24 protein-coding genes are annotated in these 24,286 nt (G+C 35.5%); 12 read left to right on the top strand and 12 right to left on the bottom strand.

What is annotated here, in order from left to right; genetic code table 11:
* Positions 1–13 precede the first annotated feature (13 nt).
* Both RT250_RS05765 and RT250_RS05760 read left to right on the top strand, forming a co-directional pair.
* Positions 14–1,087 (top strand): glycosyltransferase family 2 protein, encoded by a 1,074-nt coding sequence (locus tag RT250_RS05765; RefSeq protein WP_313112939.1) that lies wholly within the window; start codon positions 14–16, stop codon positions 1,085–1,087.
* Between the two features lie 198 nt (positions 1,088–1,285).
* On the top strand, positions 1,286–2,170 hold the full coding sequence (locus RT250_RS05760) for a hypothetical protein (protein ID WP_313112938.1): 885 nt from the start codon (positions 1,286–1,288) through the stop codon (positions 2,168–2,170).
* On the opposite strand, the gene RT250_RS05755 is transcribed toward RT250_RS05760, so the two are convergent.
* The 6 genes from RT250_RS05755 to gldJ form a co-directional block, all read right to left on the bottom strand.
* Positions 2,171–2,650, bottom strand: coding sequence for a hypothetical protein (locus RT250_RS05755; protein ID WP_313112937.1), 480 nt, complete (start codon positions 2,648–2,650; stop codon positions 2,171–2,173).
* Positions 2,651–3,004: 354 nt separating this feature from the next.
* The gene (locus RT250_RS05750) at positions 3,005–4,144 is read right to left on the bottom strand and encodes a tetratricopeptide repeat protein (RefSeq protein ID WP_313112935.1); all 1,140 of its coding nucleotides are present in this window, start codon (positions 4,142–4,144) and stop codon (positions 3,005–3,007) included.
* A gap of 65 nt (positions 4,145–4,209) precedes the next feature.
* A complete protein-coding gene (locus RT250_RS05745) occupies positions 4,210–5,625 on the bottom strand; it encodes a M56 family metallopeptidase (protein ID WP_313112934.1) in 1,416 nt (471 codons plus the stop codon).
* Positions 5,622–5,990 carry a BlaI/MecI/CopY family transcriptional regulator gene (locus RT250_RS05740; protein ID WP_313112931.1) on the bottom strand — a complete coding sequence of 123 codons (369 nt, stop codon included), beginning with the start codon at positions 5,988–5,990 and terminating at the stop codon, positions 5,622–5,624. The genes RT250_RS05745 and RT250_RS05740 overlap by 4 nt, the downstream gene beginning before the upstream one ends.
* A 139-nt stretch (positions 5,991–6,129) precedes the next feature.
* Complete coding sequence (locus RT250_RS05735; protein ID WP_313112929.1) at positions 6,130–6,684, bottom strand: nitroreductase family protein; 555 nt, start codon at positions 6,682–6,684, stop codon at positions 6,130–6,132.
* A 73-nt stretch (positions 6,685–6,757) separates the two neighbouring features.
* Positions 6,758–8,437 (bottom strand): gliding motility lipoprotein GldJ, encoded by a 1,680-nt coding sequence (gene gldJ, locus RT250_RS05730; RefSeq protein WP_313113063.1) that lies wholly within the window; start codon positions 8,435–8,437, stop codon positions 6,758–6,760.
* A gap of 244 nt (positions 8,438–8,681) precedes the next feature.
* On the opposite strand from gldJ, the gene RT250_RS05725 reads away from it, so the two are divergent.
* From RT250_RS05725 to RT250_RS05710, 4 genes are all read left to right on the top strand, one after another.
* Positions 8,682–9,821, top strand: a complete 1,140-nt coding sequence (locus RT250_RS05725; RefSeq protein ID WP_313112928.1) for an Mrp/NBP35 family ATP-binding protein — start codon at positions 8,682–8,684, stop codon at positions 9,819–9,821.
* Position 9,822: 1 nt separating this feature from the next.
* Entirely contained in the window at positions 9,823–10,062 is a 240-nt protein-coding gene (locus RT250_RS05720) for a NifU family protein (protein WP_139853859.1), read from the top strand.
* Between the two features lie 71 nt (positions 10,063–10,133).
* Positions 10,134–11,186 (top strand): NAD(P)/FAD-dependent oxidoreductase, encoded by a 1,053-nt coding sequence (locus RT250_RS05715; RefSeq protein ID WP_313112926.1) that lies wholly within the window; start codon positions 10,134–10,136, stop codon positions 11,184–11,186.
* Between the two features lie 61 nt (positions 11,187–11,247).
* Positions 11,248–11,577, top strand: a complete 330-nt coding sequence (locus RT250_RS05710; protein ID WP_313112925.1) for a 2Fe-2S iron-sulfur cluster-binding family protein — start codon at positions 11,248–11,250, stop codon at positions 11,575–11,577.
* A 4-nt stretch (positions 11,578–11,581) separates the two neighbouring features.
* Here RT250_RS05710 and RT250_RS05705 read toward each other — a convergent pair whose 3' ends face one another.
* The 6 genes from RT250_RS05705 to RT250_RS05680 all read right to left on the bottom strand — a co-directional run bounded on the left by RT250_RS05705 (position 11,582) and on the right by RT250_RS05680 (position 16,327).
* Positions 11,582–12,478, bottom strand: coding sequence for a metallophosphoesterase family protein (locus RT250_RS05705; protein WP_313112923.1), 897 nt, complete (start codon positions 12,476–12,478; stop codon positions 11,582–11,584).
* 97 nt (positions 12,479–12,575) lie between these two features.
* Positions 12,576–13,250, bottom strand: a complete 675-nt coding sequence (locus RT250_RS05700; protein ID WP_313112921.1) for a hypothetical protein — start codon at positions 13,248–13,250, stop codon at positions 12,576–12,578.
* Complete coding sequence (locus RT250_RS05695; RefSeq protein ID WP_313112919.1) at positions 13,251–14,429, bottom strand: acyl-CoA dehydrogenase family protein; 1,179 nt, start codon at positions 14,427–14,429, stop codon at positions 13,251–13,253.
* A gap of 51 nt (positions 14,430–14,480) precedes the next feature.
* On the bottom strand, positions 14,481–15,194 hold the full coding sequence (locus RT250_RS05690; protein WP_313112917.1) for a tRNA1(Val) (adenine(37)-N6)-methyltransferase: 714 nt from the start codon (positions 15,192–15,194) through the stop codon (positions 14,481–14,483).
* Between the two features lie 18 nt (positions 15,195–15,212).
* A complete protein-coding gene (gene rimM / locus RT250_RS05685) occupies positions 15,213–15,737 on the bottom strand; it encodes a ribosome maturation factor RimM (protein ID WP_165149007.1) in 525 nt (174 codons plus the stop codon).
* Between the two features lie 11 nt (positions 15,738–15,748).
* Complete coding sequence (locus RT250_RS05680; RefSeq protein WP_313112915.1) at positions 15,749–16,327, bottom strand: 30S ribosomal protein S16; 579 nt, start codon at positions 16,325–16,327, stop codon at positions 15,749–15,751.
* Positions 16,328–16,465: 138 nt separating this feature from the next.
* Between RT250_RS05680 and RT250_RS05675 the strand changes: the two genes are divergently transcribed.
* The 6 genes from RT250_RS05675 (at position 16,466) to RT250_RS05650 (ending at position 24,196) form a co-directional block, all read left to right on the top strand.
* The gene (locus RT250_RS05675) at positions 16,466–17,263 is read left to right on the top strand and encodes a DUF6252 domain-containing protein (RefSeq protein ID WP_313112913.1); all 798 of its coding nucleotides are present in this window, start codon (positions 16,466–16,468) and stop codon (positions 17,261–17,263) included.
* A 171-nt stretch (positions 17,264–17,434) separates the two neighbouring features.
* Positions 17,435–17,887, top strand: coding sequence for a ferritin-like domain-containing protein (locus RT250_RS05670; RefSeq protein ID WP_435373069.1), 453 nt, complete (start codon positions 17,435–17,437; stop codon positions 17,885–17,887).
* A 200-nt stretch (positions 17,888–18,087) separates the two neighbouring features.
* Complete coding sequence (gene dnaE / locus RT250_RS05665) at positions 18,088–22,497, top strand: DNA polymerase III subunit alpha (RefSeq protein ID WP_313112912.1); 4,410 nt, start codon at positions 18,088–18,090, stop codon at positions 22,495–22,497.
* A gap of 151 nt (positions 22,498–22,648) precedes the next feature.
* Complete coding sequence (gene trxA / locus RT250_RS05660) at positions 22,649–22,966, top strand: thioredoxin (RefSeq protein WP_068761863.1); 318 nt, start codon at positions 22,649–22,651, stop codon at positions 22,964–22,966.
* A gap of 158 nt (positions 22,967–23,124) precedes the next feature.
* Positions 23,125–23,670, top strand: coding sequence for a ClpP family protease (locus tag RT250_RS05655; RefSeq protein ID WP_313112906.1), 546 nt, complete (start codon positions 23,125–23,127; stop codon positions 23,668–23,670).
* 70 nt (positions 23,671–23,740) lie between these two features.
* Positions 23,741–24,196: a copper resistance protein NlpE gene (locus RT250_RS05650; protein ID WP_313112904.1), complete on the top strand. Its 456-nt coding sequence runs from the start codon at positions 23,741–23,743 to the stop codon at positions 24,194–24,196.
* Positions 24,197–24,286: the final 90 nt, after the last annotated feature.

Here is a 24,286-nt window from a genome sequence, read left to right as displayed (position 1 = left end):
CTATTTCATTTATATGGTAGTCTTGAGAATTGGTTTTAATAAAATTAAAACTTTTTCTGAAAAAAAAGGTATTCCAAAAACTGGTTTTAGTGTTGTTATTCCATTTAGAAATGAAGCGAAAAACCTTGTTTACATACTAAATTCTATAGAAAAGCTTAATTATCCTTCAGAACTTTTTGAAATCATTTTTGTAAACGATGCTTCAGAAGATTCTTCCGAAGTGATTATTCAAAAGGCTAAACATGAAAGTAAAATAGATATTAAACTTATTCAAAATAATCGAGTTTCAAATTCTCCTAAAAAAGATGCGATTACAAGGGCTATAGAATCTTCTATATTTGAATGGATTGTTACTTCTGATGCAGATTGTGAAGTACCGAAAAGTTGGTTAGAAGCTCTTGATACATTTATACAGGCACATAACCCAATAATGGTTTGTGCCCCTGTAATTTACAAATCGGACGGTAGCTTCCTCCAGGCCTATCAGCAATTGGATGGCTTGAGTTTACAAGCCGTAACAATAGGAAGTTTTGGACTTAAAAATCCATTATTGAGTAATGGAGCTAACCTTGCGTATTTAAAAACTGCTTTTTCCCAAGTAAATGGATTTTTAGGAAACGACCACATTGCTAGTGGCGATGATATATTTTTATTAGAAAAGATGAAAAAAGCATTTCCAGAAAAAGTTCTCTTTTTAAAATCGCAATATAGTATCGTAGCTACAAAACCTCAACAAACTTGGGAAGATACAATTAATCAGCGTGTGCGCTGGGCTTCAAAAACTTCTAAACAAGGAAACTTGACCTCAATTATTTTGGGATTATTAGTTTCTAGTGTAAATATTTTGATTTTAGTCATTCCGTTTTTGATAGTTTTTAACGCTGAAAAAATGGAAACTTATCTAATATTAATTTTCTTAAAACTTGCTGCAGATATTCTTGTAATTCACCAAGCTGCGCAGTTTTTTAATGTTAAGTTTATATATTGGAAGGTAATTCCGCAAGTGTTTACTTATGCTTTAGTTATGACTATTGTAGTTATTAAAAGTTTAAAGGGAAGTTACTCCTGGAAGGGACGAACATTCTAAATTACTTGCCGAGTGATATATACTACTTTAGACTACGCTCGACTAGACGTTGAAGACGGTCTTTAAAATGGAAGGTTAAGCCGAAAGTATTGACAAAACAACAGTCACTCACCTAAGACCTTTATTAATCAAAACTTTTATTACAAAAATTAAATTATCAATATATTCTATACCTTAGCATTACTAAAACTTCCAGATATGAAATCGTTTGCCACAATTTTCATTTTATTTTTCTTTATTTATACACAATCACTATCCGCTCAACAAAATTATAATGTTGACGGCCAAACCTACACTTTAAAAACTGAGGTTGAAGGTCCCTTGACTTTACTTTGGAATACTTTTGATGGAAATTACAGGTATTTTTTAAAACAAAATGTAGAAGTGATTGAACTGAAAAACACTAAAGTAGATGGTGACTACCAAGAAGAATATAAGGTTGTGTTAGCAGAAAAAACCAAAGGAAGTGGAATAAATACCGAAAGTTTAAAGTTTAACTTATCAAGCCTTCACAACTTTTTTGTGGAATACAATCAAGAAATTGATCCAAACTTTACTGATGGAAAGACAAATACTAACGTACAATTAAGACTTGGAGGGTTTGCTGGAGTTTCAAATAGTGTTTTTACAAATAACATAAATGACGCGCTTCATCCTGTGATAGGTGTTGATTTTGAAATATTTGAAGAAGTGAAATTAAAAAGACACGCATTAGTATTCCGATTCAAGCAAACTTTTGAAAGTAGCGATCACAAATACTCAGCTTCTCAACTTTCATTAAACTACCGATTTAAGTTTGTAAAAACATCAAAGTTTGACGCCTTTGTGAATTGTAAATTAGCTTCATTTACACATTCTACAAAAGAAATAACTTATGTAATTGAGACTAATCCACCTATGATTATAAACGAAACAAATTCTGGAAGCGATTTTAACGCTCCTATTACCTTTGGCTTTGGTGCAGACTACAAAGTTGGGAAGAACTATATTACATTTAACTACAATGATATAGTTGGGTTAAATGTAGAAAACAACGGAAACTTTCCAATAGACTTTACTGTTGGGTATAAGTTTAGTTTGTAATTAGTTTGTTTTAATAATTACAGGTAACGTAAACTGGGTTCGTACGGGAATACCTCTTTTAAAGGCTGGAGCAACAGGACGTAATGAATCGACACTTTCTAATATCCAAGCTTCTAATTTTGGAAATTCGCGTTGTAGTAAAGAGTCCATTTTAATATTTACAATAGTAAGTTCTCCAGCACTACTCACTTGAAAATTAACACGCACTGTATCATAAATATCTCGAGAAGCAATAATACCTTCGTGGTTTATAGATTTATAAAGTTGGGAGCTAATAGTGTTTATAAAACAATCTTTCTGATGAGGCTTCTCCAATTCATTTTCACAGTTGGAAAAAGAAGGATAACGATCTACATCTTTCCAATCAATTGTATTAATTTCTTCTTTAAATATAGTTTCTGAAGAAACCTTTTCAGTTTCAAAAAACTGGCATGAGGCAACCGTTAAAACAAGAAAAATTAAAAGAAAGCTGTGTTTCATTTGTCTTTACTATATCTTTTTAAAAGAGCAAATGGAACATCCAAATAAACGTATTGCTATTTATTATAATTAAATATTGGATGTTTCATTTCAGAGAAAATTCAACTTGAAAAGTACAAATTTACTGAAACATAAAGGATTAATTTTTAAAGTAGTTATGGAATATCTATAAATTAACTTCGTGCTCCTATCAATATGTATAAAATTGGTGAAAAAACCTGACAGGTCTTCGAGACCTGTTAGGTTTTTTATGAGTGCGAATTTTTTTTTTAAACTTGAATAACTACCGTAAGAAGTATTTTTCTCTGGCATTTCGCCTTTATATTAGCCTAGTTGCATCTAGTGTTAAAAAGTTCAGTCTGTCTTAAAATGAATTTCCTTTTTCAAGTCACTTATTCTTTGTTTTCCTAGATTACGCATTATACCTTTCTCGCCAAATTGATTTAGGTAATTTTCATAATACTTTAATATAGTTTTTTTGTCCTTATAATAATTATCTGCAGCTACAGCTAAATTATATAAAGCCATTTCGTTATATGGATTATTTGCCAATGCTTTTTTAAGTGCCGCCATTTCGTTTTTATAATCCCCTTCACGTTTATGAATGGTTGCCAACTCCAAATATTCATTAGATAAAGGTGTCTCCAACAAACCAATAGCAATATTTAAATGTTTCTTTGCTTGTTCTATTTCTTTCATTGCTCTATACAGTATCGCAACTTCGTGATGCCATTTCGGATTTTGGTCGTCATAGTTCTTAAATAAGATGCTATACTGATCTATAGCTTTTTCAAACTGCATTGTTTGAGTATAAGCATCGGCTAGATTTTCGTGTAAAGAAATATAACTATGGCCATTCGAAATTAAAATATTATAGGTGTCAATGGTTTTGTGGTACTCTTTAGTATGAAACTCTTTTAAAGCTCGCAAGGTGAGAAACCTAGAACTGTTTTTATCTACCAACAATCCATTCTCAATAAAAGGAACAGCCTCTGCAAATTTTCTATTTTCTACATAATTTCTTGCAATTTTATAGCTTGCGTTGATATTTCCTTTATCCATTGAATAAACTTGAAGAAACAAATCAATTGATGTAGAGTCATTTTGAAGTTCTTTCACTAACCCTCTTTCGTATAAAAAATTAGGGTTGTTTGGAAAACGAGAATGTAAGTTTTGTAGGATACTATCGGCGAGTTTAAAATTTGAAATCTTTACCAACATTTTAGCATATTCAAACTCTGGTACAGGATTGGAGTTGTTTTTCGTAATTGTCTTTTTATAATAGTGTTCTGCACTGCTATAGCTTCCTATCTTTTCATAGCTTTTAGCGGCATCTCGAAAACGATTTGCTTTTAGAAAGTAAGGAATTGCATTATTGTATTCTCCAATTGTAAAAAGACTGTCTCCTTTGTTTGAATCTGTTAAAACCGAAACGGATTGCGCCTTGGTTAGAAAAGAAAACGATGCTAGTAAAATAAATAGAGTAAATTTCATTGGCTAAAAGTTTGGTAAAACTTAACAGGTCTCCAAAAATTAATAGGTTTGTGAGAGATGTAAATTTATTCCACAACATCAAAAACAATCGGTAAGGAGTATAGAACGTCAACTTTTTCACCTTTCTGCTCGCCAGGCTCCATTTGTGGTAGTAAATTTACTACGCGCATGGCTTCCGCCTCTAATTCTGGATGTTTTGCTCGAACGCGAACATCAGTAACATTTCCAGTTTTATCAATTTTAAACTGAACAGCAATCCGTTGTCTTCCTGAAATATTCAAATTATTTGCAATACTCGTATTGAAATTCGAGTTTATGATCTCAGCTATTTTGGTGGACATGCATTTTCTCATGGTTTCATTATCACCAGAACAACCCGGATAGGTAGGCACTTGGTCAATAACGGAATAGGGAACATCGGTACCATTCTGGCCCTTCGTATCGTCTAAATATTCTCTAACCGATGTATAAACCTTATCCCCTGGCTGTGCTTCCGTTGTTAGAAGTTTTAGAGCTTTTTCTTCTTCGGCAGTCATATCACCTTTTTTCATTATGGCATCGGCGAGTTCATTAATTTTGGTCATTACTTCAGAATCAGACTGAGAGGTAGATTGTATCTCTTCTGGTCCAGGTTCATTGCTACATGATGTGTAAAACAACATGCTAAAGATTATCGGCAAAAGCAGTAAATACTTTACCTGCGCCCGTTTTGGTGATTTTGATTTTTGCAACATAATGATTCGTTTTTTAATTAATGACTGCTTGAAAAATGTATTGACAAATGAAATTTGCTCGGTTTGAAATACTTCGGAAAGAAGGTTTTGATAGTATTGTTTTTTGTCTTTATCACATGTTATTTCTGAATCAGCTATGTATTCGTGAAGCGTGGCGATTTTATTTTGAAACATATAAACCAGTGGATTAAACCAAAATACGATGCGAAGTAGTTCAAAATACAGCAAATCAAGAGAATGTTTTTGCTGAATGTGAACTTTTTCATGTGCAATTATACTGGCTTTGTTTTTTTCGGAAATAGTTTCTCCTAGATAAATTGTGCTGAAAAATGAAAAAGCTAGATCGGTTTTGGGAAGAAGTATCAATCTCGTACCTTTAAAGTTCTTCTTTTTTCCTGAAACACTCAGCTTAGCCAATTTTAAAAGCTTAACGCTGAAAATAAAGCAGGTTAATAAAACGCCTATAAAATAAAGGCTACTTAACGTTAACATCCAAAATGTTGCGTTACTCCCGGCTTCCGAAGCAGTGTTTCCAAGTATTACGACAGGTAAATGAACAACGTACTCCGTCGGAATATTCTCCTGAAGAAAATCCAAGCTTACAAAGGGTAAAATAATACTCAAGGTTGGGGTGAGTAATAGATACGCTCTATTCAAATTAAAAAAAGTTTCCTTTTTTAGAAAGAGATCATAAACTGCGAGGAACAGCAGTTGAAAAACGAGTATTTGCAGAATAGTATGTATCATTCCTCGGGTTTTTCTGAATTTATTTCCTTCATAATAGCTTCCATTTCCTGAATACTGACATCATTTTTCTTCATAAAAAAAGAGACCATGCTTTTAAAAGAGCCCTGAAAATAGCCGTCCATTAACTTTTTTAAAGACTGGTTGCTGTATTCCGATTTTTTAACTTTTGGAAAGTAAATATGTCCTCGCCCTTCCTTTCGGTAATCGACAAAATCCTTACTCTCCAATATTCTAACAATTGTAGAAACAGTATTGTATGCAGGTTTAGGTTCTGGAAATTCATCGATAATTGATGCGACATTTGCCTCTTTCAAATCCCACAAAATTTGCATTATATCTTCTTCTGCTTTTGTTAACTGTTTCATTAGTAAAGAATATGAGGTTTTTTATTATCAATCAAATATAACTAAAAGATTAGTTTAAACTAAGTTTTTAGTTGTTAAAATTTAAAAATAAAAAAACCTGACTTGTTTTCTAGACGTGTCAGGTTTAAAAATTAGGTTACTACATCCAAGTAGTTTTTTCTTCGATAGTAGTTTTTCTAGTTCCTTCTGGCAATTCACCGTCGAATTTTCCTAAATAGAACAAGCCTAGACAACGTTCTCCCTCTTCCATAGCTACATGTTGATCCATACTATTTATCACACCTGGAGAAGACCAATACGCTCCTATTTTCATGCTATGAGCAGTAAGCCACATATTTTGAACTGCCATAGCAGTTGCAGCAATTTCTTCCCATTCAGGAATACTTTCTTTCTCGTCTCGCTGCATGCAAATAGCGATAACGCAACCCGCTTTTACTGGGTTGTTTAAAAACTTATTATAAGTGAATTTTGAATATTTAGCAGCGGTTTCCTTGTAATATTCTGCCATAAATTTACCGAGAGTAGCTTGAGATTCTCCGTGAAAAACTTTAAATCGCCATGGTTCAGTTCGTCTATGCGTAGGGGCCCAGTTGGCAGCTTCCAAAATTGAAAGAATTTCCTCACTTGTAATAGGTTGAGAATTGTACTGCGCTGGAAAAACAGCACGTCGATTTTTAATTATTTCTGATATCATTTATTATTTTTTGTGAAGGAATATAACTAATGGTGAGTTGATAAAAAAATTTAGAATTTAATAAATTCAGTTTCTAATTTTTGCGCTTTTTCTTACCCTGCATTTTGGATCCTACTTTAGACATTGCACATCTAAACCCAATATCATCTCTAGCCATATATTCTGGTAAGTATCTTCGTTGGGCCGGATCTAACCAATATTCTCGATCTCTCCAGGAACCACCCTTGTAAACGCGAGTGTGATTATCTATCAAAGTTCTCCTGTTATTGTCTTTATCATATTCTGTATAAACAGCTCCAGTACTATCTATTAAAATATGATGTTTTGGAGAATTATACATTGGACGTTGTGATGATGCATCCTGAATTCTCTTAATTCTAGACAAAGAGTCACCATCTTTAAAATCTCGGTAATCACTCTGTGAGAAATTAAGGCGAAGATGAGTTTCTTCAATTCCAACAGGAACTTGAACTAATTCCCCTGGAAAATGCTTTGGAACCAAACTTCCATTAGGAAGCGTATCATATACAATAGAGTCTAATGCAATAACATTATAAGTCCCATCTGCATTTCTTGATGGTTTTGTAAAAACATTCCCTCTGTAGTAATTAAAATCATTGTAATCTTTTTCAATAATTGGCCTATACACATCCGCAACCCACTCCGAAACATTTCCAGCCATATCGTATAGTCCAAAATCGTTGGCTGGGTAACTTTTCACGGGAGCAGTAATATCAGCCTTATCGTCACTCCATCCTGCAATGCCACCATAATCTCCTTGCCCCTGTTTAAAATTTGCCAATTGATCTCCTCTACTTCTTCGTTTTCCTGAACGTGTATAGCTGCCATTCCAAGGGTATTTTTTTCTTCCTTTAAATGAATTGTATTCTCGAATCCCAACTAAACCCAAAGCTGCATATTCCCATTCAGCTTCTGTTGGAAGTCTGTAGGAAGGAAGCAATAAACCATCTTTTCGTTGAACAAATAACTGAGTACGTTCTGCTCCCACTAAGGTACTATCATTACGAAGCTCTAATAACGCTTTAGATTTTTTACCTCCGTGAAGTATAGAGTCATTTCCTCCATAGGTTAAGGTAGGCGCTGCAAAATAGGTTTCAGTATCAAAAGTTTCATCTCCCTTTACATGCAAACGCGCATCTTTAGGTATCATCCCAGCTTCTTCAAGCAGTAATTCATTAACCCTATTGGTTCGCCATTTACAGAAATTAACTGCTTGTAACCAATTCACTCCAACCACTGGATATTCAGCATAGGCTGGATGACGCAGATAGTTGTTAACCATATCATCATTAAAACCAAGTGGATTTCGCCATACCATAGTATCGGGAACAGCACTGGGGTAGATATTTTTATAAAGTTCGATACTCGGAGGGAAAACACGCTTTGTCCAATCTAAATATTCTAAATACATTAAGTTGGTAACTTCTGTTTCGTCCATGTAAAAAGACATTACATGATGTTGGGTAGGGGTATTATTCCAATCGCCAATTGGATCGTCTTGTACTCGTCCCATTGTAAAAGTACCTCCTTCAATAAAAACTAAGCCAGGACCTGTTTCTTGCACATTTACTTTTCCCTTATAATTTTTAGAAAATACGCCTTTTCCACCTATCATTTTCCAACCTGTGGCACGCGATCTATTTTTATAATCAGTATCACTTGAACAGGAGACTAGTAATGCCAAAAGAAAAACAAGTAACAATCGATACATTAGAATATTTGTTTTGTTAATGTGTTTAAATGAATTTCTATAATCTTGGGGAACTACAATTTACATATTCGACTTTAATTTGACAACTTATGTAGTGAGGTTGTAAAAAACTATTGCCATCGAATATTTCTAGAATTCACGATAAATTTTTCACTTGAAACCTTAGAAAGCTATAAAACCGAAAATGAAAGAGTATCTCTTTAAAATACAAATCATAAAGAGTATATTTGCACTTTAGAATGAATCTAAATATCTCCAAATAATTATGAGTATTTCAAAACAAAACATCCTTAAAGCTTTAGAGACAATAACCGTTTCTGGCGAAGGAAAAAATATGGTGGATAGCGGAGCTGTTCAGAATGTAATGACGTTTGCCGACGAAGTTGTAGTAGATTTAAAGCTAACTACACCGGCTTTACATATAAAGAAACGTGCAGAAGCAGATGTTATTAAAACTATTCACGAAAAAGTGGATGCTAATGCGAAAGTACAAGTTAACATAAAAGTTGAAGCACCTCAGAAACCTCAAAACCCTAATCTTCTTAAGGGAAAACCTATTAAGGGAATCCAAAATATAATTGCTGTAGCTTCTGGAAAAGGGGGAGTAGGGAAATCTACTGTTACTGCAAATCTAGCTGTTACTCTTTCAAAAATGGGGTTCAAAGTTGGAATATTAGATGCTGATATTTACGGACCTTCTATTCCAATTATGTTTGACGTGGCAATGGAAAAACCACTATCTGTAAATGTTGAGGGTAAAAGTAAAATGAAGCCAGTTGAAAATTACGGAATAAAAATTCTTTCTATTGGCTTTTTCACGCAACCAGATCAAGCAGTAATTTGGCGTGGACCAATGGCTGCAAAAGCGTTAAATCAACTTATTTTTGATGCCGATTGGGGTGAATTAGACTTTATGTTATTAGACCTTCCTCCAGGAACTGGTGATATTCATTTAAGTATTATGCAATCGCTACCTATCACAGGTGCTGTTGTGGTTAGTACCCCTCAAAACGTAGCATTAGCAGACGCTCGTAAAGGAGTTGCTATGTTTAGACAAGAAAATATAGACGTACCAGTATTGGGTATAGTTGAAAACATGGCATATTTCACACCAGCCGAACTTCCAAACAATAAATACTATATATTTGGAAAAGAAGGTGCTAAACATCTTGCTGAAGACTTAAAAGTTCCTTTCTTAGGTGAAGTTCCATTGGTTCAAAGTATTCGTGAAGCAGGAGATGTTGGAAGACCAGCAGCACTACAATCGGCTACACCAATTGAAGAAGCATTTGAAGCAATAACTCGAAATGTAGTAGAAGAAACAGTTCGTAGAAACGAAAACCTTCCTCCTACCGAAGCTATAAAGATTACAACAATGGCAGGTTGCAGCGCCGTAAAAAAATAATATGACAACGCAAGAATTAACTACAAAAGTACAAGAAGCATTGGACGAGATTCGACCATTTTTGCAAAACGACGGTGGTGATATTTCACTGATTTCGATTGAAGATGATAAGGTGGTAAAAGTTCAATTACTGGGTGCTTGCGTAGGGTGTTCGGTTAACCAAATGACCTTAAAAAGTGGCGTAGAAATGACAATAAAAAAATATGCGCCTCAAATAGAGAAAGTCATAAACATATCATAAGATTGACAATAGTCATTTTCAAAACATTTTTTCCGAACTAATTTTGTAATAAAATTAAGAGCACCTCTTTCATGATAAAAACTGATATTCTTATAATTGGCGCAGGACCTACTGGCCTTTTTACCGTATTTGAAGCAGGATTACTTAAACTGAAATGTCACCTTATCGATGCACTTCCACAACCAGGTGGGCAGTGTGCTGAAATATATCCTAAAAAACCTATTTACGACATTCCTGGGTTTCCAGAAGTCTTAGCAGGAGATTTGGTGGATAATCTAATGAAACAGATTGAACCTTTTCAACCAGGTTTTACTCTTGGAGAAAGAGCTGATAAACTTGAAAAATTAGACGATGGCACTTTTATAGTTACTACTAATAAAGGCACAAAACACCACGCTCCTATAGTTGCAATTGCAGGAGGGTTAGGAAGTTTTGAGCCACGAAAACCGGCTATTTCTAATCTTGCAGATTTCGAAGATAAAGGTGTAGAGTATATCATTCGTAACCCCGAATTATACCGTGATAAAAACGTGGTTATTTCAGGAGGAGGTGACTCTGCTTTAGACTGGAGTATTTTTCTAACTAATGTTGCAAAAAGTGTAACCCTAATTCACAGAAGAAATGAATTTAGAGGAGCTTTAGACAGTGTTGAGAAAGTTCAAGAACTAAAAAATATCGGAAAAATAGAATTAATTACCCCAGCTGAAGTAGTAGGATTAGTTGGAAATAACCAACTAGAGGAAGTTGTAATTAAACGTGGTGATGAGGTTTTCAACAGAGAATGCGACCATTTTATTCCTCTTTTCGGATTAGCACCTAAATTAGGCCCACTTTCTGATTGGGGACTCGAAATTGAAAAGAACGCAATTAAAGTTGACAATTCTCTAGACTATCAAACCAATATCCCAGGTGTTTACGCTATTGGCGATATCAATACATATCCTGGAAAACTAAAATTAATTCTTTGTGGTTTTCACGAAGCAACACTTATGTGCCAAAGTGCTTACCAAAGAATTTTTCCAGATAAGCGCTATGTCATGAAGTACACTACAGTTGGTGGAGTACAAGGTTTTGATGGCAGTAAAAAAGAAGCTCCAAAAGCCGTAATTAAAGCATTCGACTAATCTTGAAAATATCTATCAGCGTAGTTTTATTATTACAAATAGATAAGTCCTATCTATCTTTATGAAAGACATTAAAATTAAAATAACAGACCGTGAAGGAACAACACATGTAGTTGATGCTCCTACCGATATGAATATGAATGTGATGGAAGTAGTCCGTTCGTACGAGCTAGCTCCTGAAGGGACAATTGGTGTTTGTGGTGGAATGGCAATGTGTGCGTCCTGCCAGTGCTATGTAATGAGCGATCACGAATTACCAGAAATGAGTTATGACGAAGACCTGATGCTTGCAGAAGCATTTAATGTAAAAGACAATAGCCGTCTTGGATGTCAGATATTTATTAAAGAAGAGCTCGACGGTTTAGAAATAGAATTAGCTCCTGAAGCTTAACTATCTATTCTGTTTTATAGTCAATAAGTTTTTGAGGTCCTTCTAGCAGTAACTTTTTAACTTTTAAGGTGCCATCGGTGGTGGTTGAGATTTGCCATTTAATAAGTGAAATTTCACCGTTTTCTATCTCTAAGCCTGTTATACTTCTGGGATGAACACAACTTCCATCGTTAAACAGTGCTATATCTCCTGGCTCTGGAAATCGCGGTCTGTGGGTATGACCAATAATTGTAAAGATATTTTTATTCTCTACAATCCATCGTTTGGTTCGCCTCTCCACTTTAATTAATTCTTTATAGTTTTTAGCGGGACTAGTAGGATCGCCTATTCCAAAAACTTGAAGTTGCCGCCATAGCACTCGAACCATAAACCTATTGATCTTCCAACCGACATAGTTCATCCAATCCGCTTGATGTCCGTGCATCATAAAAATCTCTTGCTTGGTAGTTTCGTGTTCTAGAATTAAACCTTCTGTAAATTTAATTCCAGGAAATAAGGGAGCGTCATTTCCCGTAATTTTATCAAAATAGGTAAAGAGATTTTTCGCTACATAACCATCATTTTTATAAACCATATCGTGGTTTCCATACAGTCTATAAAGCCTTCCTTCATTATAAAAAAGCTTCATTAATTCATATACATTTTGATGTGCTTCGAAAATATCTTTAAAAGAAATATTCTCCCAAAGTTCATCCCCATCACCTAACTCGCAATAAGTAAATCCGTTTTTGTAATAATTTTGAAGTGCGTGAAAGTAGATATTTCGGTTGTTTGCAAACTCATCGGCAAAACTATTATCCCCACGATGGCAATCACTAAAAATTATAAATTTTGAATCATCATTGAATGTAACCCGTCGGGCAGTGTTATAGGCACGGTACATTCGAGATTTTGACGACATACTGTAAATGTTTTTTTAAAGATACAATTAGTATGTGAAAGGTGTGTAAAATAAAAAAGCTTCCCAAAAATTGGAAAGCTTTTTAGTAAATTCACTATTAATTTATAATTAGATTTTGCCCATGTATCGGACAATAATTCCATTTACCAGAATAGAGTTTATCGTCGGTTGGACATCTTTTTTCTAACAATAAGCTACTCAATGGCAACTCAATTGTTTTGTTAAATTCAGAAAGTGTGATTTCTAAATTTTTACTATCTAAAGGATTTATAGGTAGAACTTCGTTTCCTCGTATACTTTTAAATAGTATAAAATGAATATTACTTCCCATTTGCCCTAGCATGTTTGCAATCATTGGTTGCATAATCATTATAAAATTTGAAAAATCTGACGAAATTTCTTCTTCTGAGGCAACTATTAAATTCTCACCTCTATAATGAATGGTCAGGTTATCAATAACATCTTCCCTAGAATAGTATGTGATTCCACCAAAATGACCTATCTCACCCTGTGTAACGGCGAAAAGTTCAAAATTTTCAAACATTTTAAGCAACTCCTTATAATCTTCTTCACTAACCGTTGGATCTTGGGCATATGAAACACCCCAAAACTCCCTAGGAAGCCACCATACAAACTCCAACATTTTAGGGTTATCACTGAAGTATTGAGTTTCAGTTAAAAAAGCATCTAAACTTACATTTTCAAAGGGTTTTTTTTGAGCAAATGCTTGAATTCCACAAAAAATAAAAATTCCAAAGGCAATATTCCTCATCTATTTAAAAGCATTTAATCCTGTTACATCAAGACCTGTAATCAATAAATGAATATCGTGGGTACCTTCGTAAGTAATTACACTTTCAAGGTTCATTGAGTGACGCATTATGCTATATTCACCTGTAATACCCATGCCGCCTAGCATTTGTCTAGCTTCACGCGCAATATTGATAGCCATATCTACATTATTACGCTTTGCCATAGATATTTGTGCACTTGTTGCAGTGCCAGCATCACGCATAACTCCTACTCTCCAAGCTAATAATTGTGCTTTTGTAATTTCGGTAATCATTTCCGCAAGTTTTTTCTGCTGAAGTTGGAATTGCCCAATTGGCTTCCCAAATTGCATTCTTTCTTTTGAATAACGTAAGGCAGTATCATAACAATCCATTGCAGCTCCAATTGCACCCCAAGCAATACCATAACGCGCAGAATCGAGACAGCCAAGTGGCGCACCTAAACCTGATTTGTTTGGAAGTAAATTTTCTTTTGGAACTTTTACATTATCAAAAATAAGCTCACCTGTTGCTGAAGCACGAAGTGACCATTTATTATGTGTTTCTGGAGTAGAAAAACCTTCCATTCCACGCTCAACGATTAAACCGTGAATACGACCTTCTTCGTTCTTAGCCCAAACAACCGCAACCTGAGCAAAAGGAGCATTACTAATCCACATTTTGGCCCCATTTAATAGATAGTGGTCCCCCATATCTTTAAAATTGGTAGTCATTCCACCTGGATTACTACCGTGATCGGGTTCCGTTAAACCAAAACATCCCATCCACTCACCTGATGCAAGTTTCGGTAAGTATTTTTTACGTTGTTCTTCATTACCGTATTTGTATATTGGATACATAACTAATGAAGATTGTACAGATGCTGTACTACGAACACCACTATCGCCGCGTTCTATTTCTTGCATTATTAAACCATAGGAAATTTGGTCTAGTCCGGCACCACCGTACTCTTCAGGTATATAAGGGCCAAAAGCCCCAATTTCGGCAAGTCCACCGATTATTTGTTTAGGAAACTCTGCTTTTTGAGCGTATTCCTCTATAATTGGAGATACATCGCGCTTAACCCACTCGCGAGCAGCTTGACGTACTAGTTTATGTTCGTCTGAAAGTAATTCGTCTAGATTGTAATAATCTGGAGCTTCGAATAAATCTGGTTTCATGTATTTATAAATTTAAAGGAATACAAATTTAGAAATCAGAATCACATAGACCTACATTTTCAGGTAAAATTCATTAACTAAGCTAATGTATTCTTCAGTATACTTGTGTCGTGAAGATTCTATAGTAAGATTTTCAATTTTTGGAGTCATTTTTTCAAAAGAAAACTGTATCAAACTCCTTTTTTCTTGGGAAGACTCATTGCCTTTTACTCGGCAAATTCGGTTTGGAAAAAGATTCTCCTGTTCAGCGAGCTTTATAAAACTTTCTTCTTCTTTACGAGGAATAATTACAGCAAAAATTCCTTCATCTGAAAGTAATTGTGAAGCACTAAAAATTAATTCATCAAATGGAAGTGAATCGTTGAATCGCGCAAGGTCGCGAGATTCATCAGACGTTTTATAATTTTCAGAATAAAATGGTGGGTTGGAAATAATAAGATCGTATTTATCTTCTATTTCTTCTACAAACTCTCCTAAGGTAGCGTGGTAGCAAAATAGTCTATCGCCCCAAGATGAATTTTCAAAATTATCGACACATTGTTCGTAGGCGTTGTCGTCTACTTCAAGAGCATCAATCATTTTAGCATCAGAACGCTGTGCCAGCTGCAAAGCAATAACCCCTGTACCTGCACCAATATCTAAAATTGAAAAAGGATTGTTTTCAATTGAAACCCAAGCTCCAAGCAAAACTCCGTCTGTACCTATTTGCATGGCACAGCGATCTTGCTCTATCGTAAATTGTTTAAATTTAAAAGGCTTGTTCATTTAATTCTGCATTCAGAATTATAAATACATTTCAATTAGTCCTTCAGGTACATCTAGCAGGATAGTTTTATTTTCTCGGTCTACATTTTTTATAAAATGATCGATCATAGGAATTAGTATCTCGGTTCCTTCTCGGTCTATTTCAAATAATGCCTGCGAAGTTGTATCGTTAACTCCGGTGATTTCACCGATTTTTCCAAAAGATTCATCTTCTGCAGTAAAACCAATAATCTCGTGATAGTAGAATTTATTTCCCGTTAACTCTGGTAAAAATTCCAAAGGCAAGTATAGATGTGCGCCAATTAGTGCGTTGGCTTCCTCTTCGTTAGTAACATCTTCAAATCGCACACGCAATAATTCGCTTTTGTGCAGTGAACTTTCTTCAATAAAAAATGGAATCAAATTTTTGCGTTGTTCCACAAAAACCGATTCCATTTCAGTAAAGAGTTCAGGTTCGTCCGTATCTAATTTTACGAGTAACTCACCCTTAAAGCTGTATTTCTTAACGATTTTGCCCAAGTAGAAGCAATCCTCCTTTTGCATCGTTATAGAAATTAAGCTTCTTTGTTGTCTTCTTTCGCTTCGTCAGCAGCTTCTTCAATTGCAGATTTAGCTGATGCCTCTTCCGTTTCAGTTTCAGCATTTGCTTCAGCCTCTTCAGTAGCCTCTTCTTCAGGAGCAGCAGCAGCGGCAGCTTCAGCAGCACGCTTATCACTAACAGCCTTTTCAGCAGCAAGTTTTTCAGCTTTCGCTTTTTCTTGAGCTTCAGTAAGAGTTGCTTTTTTCTTGTCGATAGACTCTCTTTTAGATTCCAACCACTCGTTGAATTTAGTTTCAGCTTGCTCTTCAGTTAAAGCACCTTTACGAACACCACCTGCAAGGTGATTTTTCATTAATGCTCCTTTGTAAGAAAGAATAGCTCGAGCCGTATCTGTAGGTTGCGCTCCGTTTTGAAGCCATTTCACAGCTAGATCCACATTAAGGTCAATCTGAGCTGGGTTTGTTGTTGGATTGTAAGAACCAATTTTTTCTAGGTACTTACCATCACGTTTGCTACGGCTGTCGGCCGCAATAATCCAGAAATAAGGTTTCCCTTTCTTTCCGCGTCTTTGTAGTCTGATTTTTACTGACATTTTAAAAAATTATTTTTTGGGGTTCACGACCCCGGTTATAATTAAGGACGGCAAAGATAATATATTTTCTTTTTGAAATTCAATCAATTAAAGTTTTTCTTTTACATTTGTCTAATTCACCTCATAATAACACCACCGATGAAAAAAATCCTACTAGTCTTACTTTCATTATTCTTTATAGTTTCTTGTGAAGATACTAAAGTAACAGATTCAGCTTTACAAGCTAAAATTGACAATGAATTATACTTAGCAGCCGATGCGCGTGCGGCGATTAACGATGATGGCACTTTGACCATTCTAGGATCTTCTCAAAAGGAGGGTATTACAATTAAATTATCAGGCGCAGTTAAGGACAGCTACCCTATAGGCGAAGGCTCTACCAATTTTGCTATGTATGAAAGTCCTGGTGGAAGCGTCTACACAACTCTTCCCGATGGCGAAGGTATGGTAACAATATCTGAGGTTAATGAAGTAAGTAAAACTATTTCGGGAATATTTTACTTTAACGCTATTCTTCCTGGCATAGATACTATTTACGTTTCTAACGGCACATTGTTCGACATTCCTTACAACCATAGTATTGAACTTGATCCCGTAAACGCAGGGACTTTTTCCGCAAAAATTAACGGCAATCAATTTCTTCCAATTCTCGTTTCGGCTAGGGAGGCTACCGATAGAATATCGATTTCGGCAAATAATGTAAATTCCAAAATAACCTTAATTTTTAAACCAGGTATAGCTACTGGAATATACAGTTTACCGAACCCTATAGTAAAGGCTATTTTCACAAATACCGATGGTTCAAAAACTACTAGAGAAGGCGTAGTGAATTTAAGCGAGCACAATCCCACCGAACAAACCATGAAGGGAACTTTTAGTTTTAATACAGATAACACCCTAATTACTGAGGGAAAATTTAACATTTCATACAAATAAATTCCTGTAAAATCTCTATAACGTTAAACCTTCTTAAATGATACTAAGCTTAGGTTAAAAATTCTTTTATCACCTTTATTCATGGTATATTGGGGTATATCCCAATAAAGTTGAACAGTTGTCTTTATTAGGAATTCTGAAATAAAATGACTGTATAATTTAAAACGAAAGATGATGAAGTTTACTGATAAAATGTCGAACAAATTAAATGAATTGTTAGAGAAAAATTATGACGCAGAAAAGGGTTATAAAAAGGCCGCAGAAAAAGTGGAAAACACAAAACTAAAGCAATTCTTTAACGAACAAGCTCAAAAACGTTATGATTTTGGTCATGAATTAAAAAACGAAATCAAAAATTACGGTGAAACGCCAGAAAAAGGAGGAAGCGCAACAGGTTCGTTGCACAGAACTTGGATGGATATTGAAACCGCCTTCTCTTCGAATAATGAGAAAACAATTTTAGGCGAAGTACAAAAAGGTGAAAAAGCTGCTGTTGAGGAGTACAACGAAGTAATTCAAGATACTACGTTACCACCAACTACGCAGAAAATTTTAACCAACCAGCGTGACACCATCGATACTGCTTGGCAAAATGCTAAAAACTTTGAAACTATTATAGCTTAATAATATTTTTGAAAAAGAAAGAAAAAAACCGTTCGAGGAAATCTCCTCGAACGGTTTTCTTTTGTGAACAATTCATTACACTTTTATTTCACAATAGCGGTTGATTTTTCTATTTTTACTGTTTTGAATTCCATCCTGCAACTTCGCATATAGCATTACATTCAAAATTTAATTTTGTCAATTTAAAACACTCAATTTCAATGTATTTAATATTCGATACAGAAACTACTGGCCTACCAAAACGCTTTAATGCTCCAATAAGCGACACCGACAATTGGCCACGTTGTATTCAAATTGCCTGGCAGCTTCACGATGGCATGGGAAATGTAATTGAGCACCAAGATTTTTTGGTGAAACCTGAGGGTTTTAACATTCCATTCGACGCAGAAAAGATTCACGGTATTTCTACCGAATTGGCAGAAGCCGAAGGTGTATCCTTGGAGGAAGTAGTTGAGAAATTTAACATCGCACTTTCAAAAACAAAATTTGTCGTTGGTCAGAATGTTGGCTTTGACGTAAATATTATGGGAGCTGAATTTTACCGATTGGGGATCGATACTCCCTTGACCAGCCTCCCAGTTTTAGATACTTGTACCGAAACTACAGCCCAACTTTGTCAGATTCCAGGGGGACGTGGTGGAAAATTTAAACTACCTACTTTAACCGAGCTTCACGAGTTTTTATTTAACACACCTTTTTCTGAAGCGCACAACGCAACTGCCGATGTTGAGGCCACAACGCGTTGCTTTTTCGAATTGGTGCGTCGACAAGTTTTTACAGCTGAAGAACTTGATGTACAGCCAGATTATTTTGAGAAATTTTCAAAAGAAAACCCTCAAACCATCGAGCTTATTGGATTAAAACATATTAATCTTCAAAAAGCTTCACAAAAAATTCGGGAGCAAATACAAGCTTCTTCAGAAACTGAAGAAATCTCTTCAGAAGAAATAAAAGAAAATATTGCCACCTTAGAAGATGTTCCTTTTGTGCATCTTCACAATCATTCGCAATTTTCAATTCTTCAATCTACCTCAAGCACTCAAGATTTAGTAAATGCCGCAGTAGAAAACAACATGCCTGCAGTAGCCCTTACAGATACAGGGAACATGATGGGGGCTTTTCATTTTGTGCAATCGGTTAACAACTACAACAAAAACCTTACAGAAGAAAACAAACACAAAGCATTAAAGGGAATTGTGGGCTGTGAATTCTTTGTTTGTGAAGATCACTTAAACAAATCGCATAAAGACAATGGCTATCAAATTGTAATGCTTGCAAAAAACAAAACAGGCTATCACAATTTAGCAAAAATGGCCTCGATAGCCTATACTGAAGGATTTTACTACGTACCGAGAATCGACAAGAAAATTGTTGAAAAATACAAAGAAGACATTATTGTTTTAACGGGAAGTCTTTACGGGGAAGTCCCTGGCAAGATTTTAAATATTGGAGAAGCTCAAGCTGAAGAAGCACTGCTTTGGTGGAAAGAACAGTTTGGCGACGATCTTTACGTTGAAGTTATGCGTCACGACCAAGAAGATGAAAGACGCGTAAACGATGTTTTGATTGCCATGGCAAGAAGAAACAATGTGAAAATTGTAGCCTGCAACAACACCTATTATATTAAAAAAGAAGACGCCAATGCACACGATATTTTATTGTGTGTAAAAGATGGCGAAAAACAAGCTACTCCAATTGGTAGAGGTCGTGGTTATCGTTACGGTTTACCGAATCAAGAATATTACTTCAAAGATTCTGAAGAAATGAAAGCGCTTTTCAAGGATCTTCCTGAAGCAATCTTAAATATCGAGGAAGTAGTTTCAAAAATTGAACCTTTCTCATTACACCGAGATGTACTTCTACCTAATTTTGGAATTCCTGATGAATTTTTATCTGCTGAAGATGCTGATGGTGGTAAAAGAGGAGAGAATGCATTCCTCCGCCACTTAACTTATATAGGTGCAAAAAATCGTTATCCAGAATTATCTGAGGTAACACTAGAGGAATTGACAGACAAGGAGCTTCCTGAAGATGCCTCAGACCGAATAAAAGAAATTAGACAACGTTTAGATTTCGAACTTGAAGTAATCGCCAATACAGGCTATCCTGGTTACTTTTTGATTGTTCAAGACTTTATTGCTGAAGCTCGAAAAATGGGTGTTTCGGTTGGCCCAGGTCGTGGTTCGGCTGCAGGTAGTGCCGTGGCATATTGTTTAGGGATTACAAATATCTGCCCCATAGAATACGATTTACTTTTTGAGCGTTTCTTGAATCCAGATCGTGTAAGTATGCCCGATATCGATATCGACTTTGATGATGAAGGACGAAGTAAGGTTATGGATTACGTAATTAACAAATACGGAAGTAATCAAGTAGCTCAAATTATCACCTATGGTACCATGGCGGCAAAATCATCTATCCGCGATACCGCGAGAGTACTTGATTTACCATTAAATGACGCCGATAGGATTTCAAAGCTAATCCCTAATATGACTAAGCTGAATAAAATTTTCGGCTCAAGTCCTGCAGAGTTAAAAGCTCGGTTTAGAAGTGACGACCTCCCAAAAGTGAATGAACTTCTGAACCTTTCAGATGGAAGTGACTTAGAAGCTCAAACTATTAATCAAGCAAAAATTCTTGAGGGATCTGTAAGAAACACTGGAATTCACGCTTGTGGTGTAATTATTACTCCGAGTGATATTACAAACTTCGTTCCCGTTTCAACGGCCAAAGACAGTGATTTATACGTTACCCAATTTGATAACTCAGTAGTAGAGAGCGCTGGATTGCTTAAGATGGACTTCTTAGGGTTAAAAACGCTTACCCTAATAAAAGACACCGTAAAAATTGTCAAGCATAGGCACAATATAGATTTAGATCCTGATAGTTTTCCTCTCGACGATGAAAAAACGTACGAACTTTTCCAAAGAGGTGAAACCGTAGGGATATTCCAGTATGAATCTGCAGGGATGCAGAAATATATGAAAGAATTAAAACCTACAGTTTTTGCAGATTTAATTGCAATGAACGCTCTGTATCGCCCGGGTCCGATGGACTATATTCCTAGTTTTATTAAAAGAAAACACGGGGACGAAGAGATTGAATACGATCTACCGGCAATGGAGGAGTATTTAAAGGAAACTTATGGAATTACTGTTTATCAGGAGCAGGTGATGTTGCTGTCCCAGAAGCTTGCAGGCTTTACAAAAGGTGAAGCCGACGTTTTACGTAAAGCGATGGGTAAAAAGCAGAAAGCAGTACTAGACAAAATGAAGCCACAGTTTATTGCACAAGCTTCAGAAAAAGGTCACGACGCTGAGAAACTTGAAAAAATTTGGAAGGATTGGGAAGCTTTCGCGAGTTATGCGTTTAACAAATCGCACTCTACTTGCTATGCTTGGATTGCTTACCAAACGGCATACTTAAAAGCCCACTACCCTGCTGAATATATGGCTGCCGTGCTTTCAAACAATATGAACGACATAAAGCAAGTCACCTTCTTTATGGACGAATGCAAGCGAATGGGCATGAAAGTATTGGGGCCAGATGTAAACGAATCTTTTCACAAATTTACGGTAAACGATCAAGGCGCTATCCGTTTTGGGATGGGTGCCATTAAAGGTGTTGGGGGAAGTGCAGTAGCTACAATTGTAGAAAACAGGAAAGACGGTAAATACAAATCTGTTTTCGACTTGGCGAAGCGCATAGATCTTCGCGCTGCAAATAAAAAAGCTTTTGAAAACTTAGCCCTAGCGGGTGGTTTTGACAGTTTTGATACACATCGAGCTCAATATTTACACGATTCGGGTGACGGAACAATGTTTATTGAGAAAGTATTGCGATATGCCGCTAAATACCAAGAAACACAGAACTCATCGCAAGTAAGCTTGTTTGGAGATGCAAGTGAAGTTCAAATTCCAGAGCCTGAAGTACCACCATGTGAAGAATGGGGTACCATGAAAAAACTAAAACAAGAACGCGAAGTAGTTGGTGTATACATTTCTGGTCATCCATTAGACGATTTCAAAATAGAAATGAATTGTTTTACCAATTGTAAAGTTTCAGATTTTAATTATCTCGATAATTTCTTAAATAAAGAAATGACTTTTGGCGGGGTGGTTAGCGATGTGCAACACAGAGAATCTAAGGCCGGGAAAGGATGGGCTATATTTACTGTTGAAGATTATGACGACAGTTACGAATTCAAAATTTTTGGAGAAGATTATTTAAAATGGCGTCACTTTTTAGTGCCTAATAGCTTTATTTATGGACGCGTTTTTGTAAAAGAAGGTTGGACCAACCGCGACACTGGTAAAAAAGGAGAGCCTCGTCTTCAGTACAATAGTTTTCAACTGTTGCACGATATAATGGAAACACAAGGTAAAAAACTAACCCTTACCCTTCCTTTAACCGATATTAAAGATGGCCGTATTGATAAACTAAAGGATTTAGTTAAAACCCATAAGGGCGAAAAGCTATTGTATTTTGTGATATTTGAAAAAGACGAAAAAATTCTTCTGGAAATGCCGAGTAGAACACATAAAATAAATATTTCCAAAGAATTGTTAGACGAACTCGACAGAGAGCAAGTTCATTATAAGCTCAATTAGCAAAAGTTGCTGTTCGTTTTTTCTCAGCCACACGTCTAAGTACATCAACTACAATAGAAATTAACAATACTTGCATTTCCTAAACATATATTAAGAAGTGTTTTATAGCGAAAAAAATAACTATTTTTGAAATTCATTAAAAATTAAGATTATGGCATTAGAAATAACAGACGCAACATTCGAAGAAACAGTTTTAAAAAGTGATAAGCCTGTATTGGTTGACTTTTGGGCAGCTTGGTGCGGACCTTGCCGAATGGTAGGACCGATTATTGAAGAAATAAGTAAAGAATATGACGGAAAAGCTGTTGTAGGAAAAGTTGATGTAGACGCAAACCAAGAGTTTGCTGCAAAATACGGTGTAAGAAACATTCCAACTGTTTTGGTATTCCAAAATGGTGAAGTAGTAGGACGTCAAGTAGGCGTTGCACCTAAAAATGTTTATGCAGAAGCGATTGATTCACTTTTGTAATCATTAAGCAAAAAAATAAATCACTAAAAGGCTTGGCATATCGCTGAGCCTTTTTTTATATTAGTAGAATGTCTGGTCGAGCGCAGTCGAGACCTCATTAAAAAATAACAAGTATCAAAAACCTCTCGGCTGCGCTCGAGGGGGACAGACCCATAAATATGAAAAAAATAGATAAAGTACAGGATAAAATTGAAAATAAACTATTAGAGGAACGCAAAGTATTTCTTTGGGGAATGGTAGACGACAAAAGTGCCAAACACGTTGTAGATAGGTTATTGTACTTAGACGCCTTAAACCACGACGAAATTAAGTTTTATATCAATAGCCCAGGAGGCTATGTAACTTCAGGTTTTTCTATCTATGATATGCTGAAGGAAATTAAAAGCCCCGTTTCAACAATTTGTACAGGATTAGCAGCTTCAATGGGTAGTATTTTACTATCTGCAGGTGAAAAAGGCAAGCGATTTATTCAGCCACACGCTAGAGTTATGATTCACCAGCCCAGCGGTGGAGCTCGTGGAGTTGCAAGCGATATTGAAATTACTGCTCAAGAAATTTTAAAAACAAAAGAAATAAGCGCTAGAATTCTAGCAGATAATTGCGGACAAGATTTTGAAAAAGTAATGAAAGACTTCAACCGTGATCATTGGATGGACGCTGAAGAATCAGTAGCTTACGGGATAGTAGATGGAATTTTAAAATAATTCTTTAAATACATTTTCGGTATAAAACTTGAAAATAGATTGGAAATATAAATCATATAAAAAAACAAACATGAAAAAGACATTATTCGTTTTTGGTATAGCCATGATAACATTAGTTGGTTGTAAAAATGAAGAGAAAAAACAAGTAATAAATGCAGAAACTATGGATGAAGTAGTTTCGGATGTTGTGGACGAGCACAATTCTCAAAACTCACTAGACTGGTCTGGTGTTTACGAAGGAACGCTTCCATGTGCAGACTGCGAGGGTATTAAAACAGTTATTGAACTAAAAGAAGACAATACCTACACAATCTCTCAAACCTACCTTAAAGACCCAGAAAACACCGAAGAATTTAAAAACAACGGCACGTTCACTTGGGATGAAGCAGGATCAAAAGTTATCCTAAAGAATGGTGAAGAAACCTCACAATACAAAGTAGGCGAAAACCAAATTACAATGCTCAACGCTAACGGAGAGATGGCAGAAGGTGAATTAGCTGATTTTTATATTTTGAAGAAAAAATAAAATACAAGCTTTAAAATAAGTCCTTTTTTATAATCTTTATGATACGAGCAAACCTTGTGTCATAAAGATTATTAATTAATAACCATTGCT

The sequence above is a fragment of the Aequorivita sediminis genome, from assembly GCF_032080575.2.
Classification (GTDB): Bacteria; Bacteroidota; Bacteroidia; order Flavobacteriales; family Flavobacteriaceae; genus Aequorivita; species Aequorivita sediminis.
Note: the sequence above shows the minus strand (reverse complement) of the source record. Positions and strands in the feature narration are given on the sequence as shown.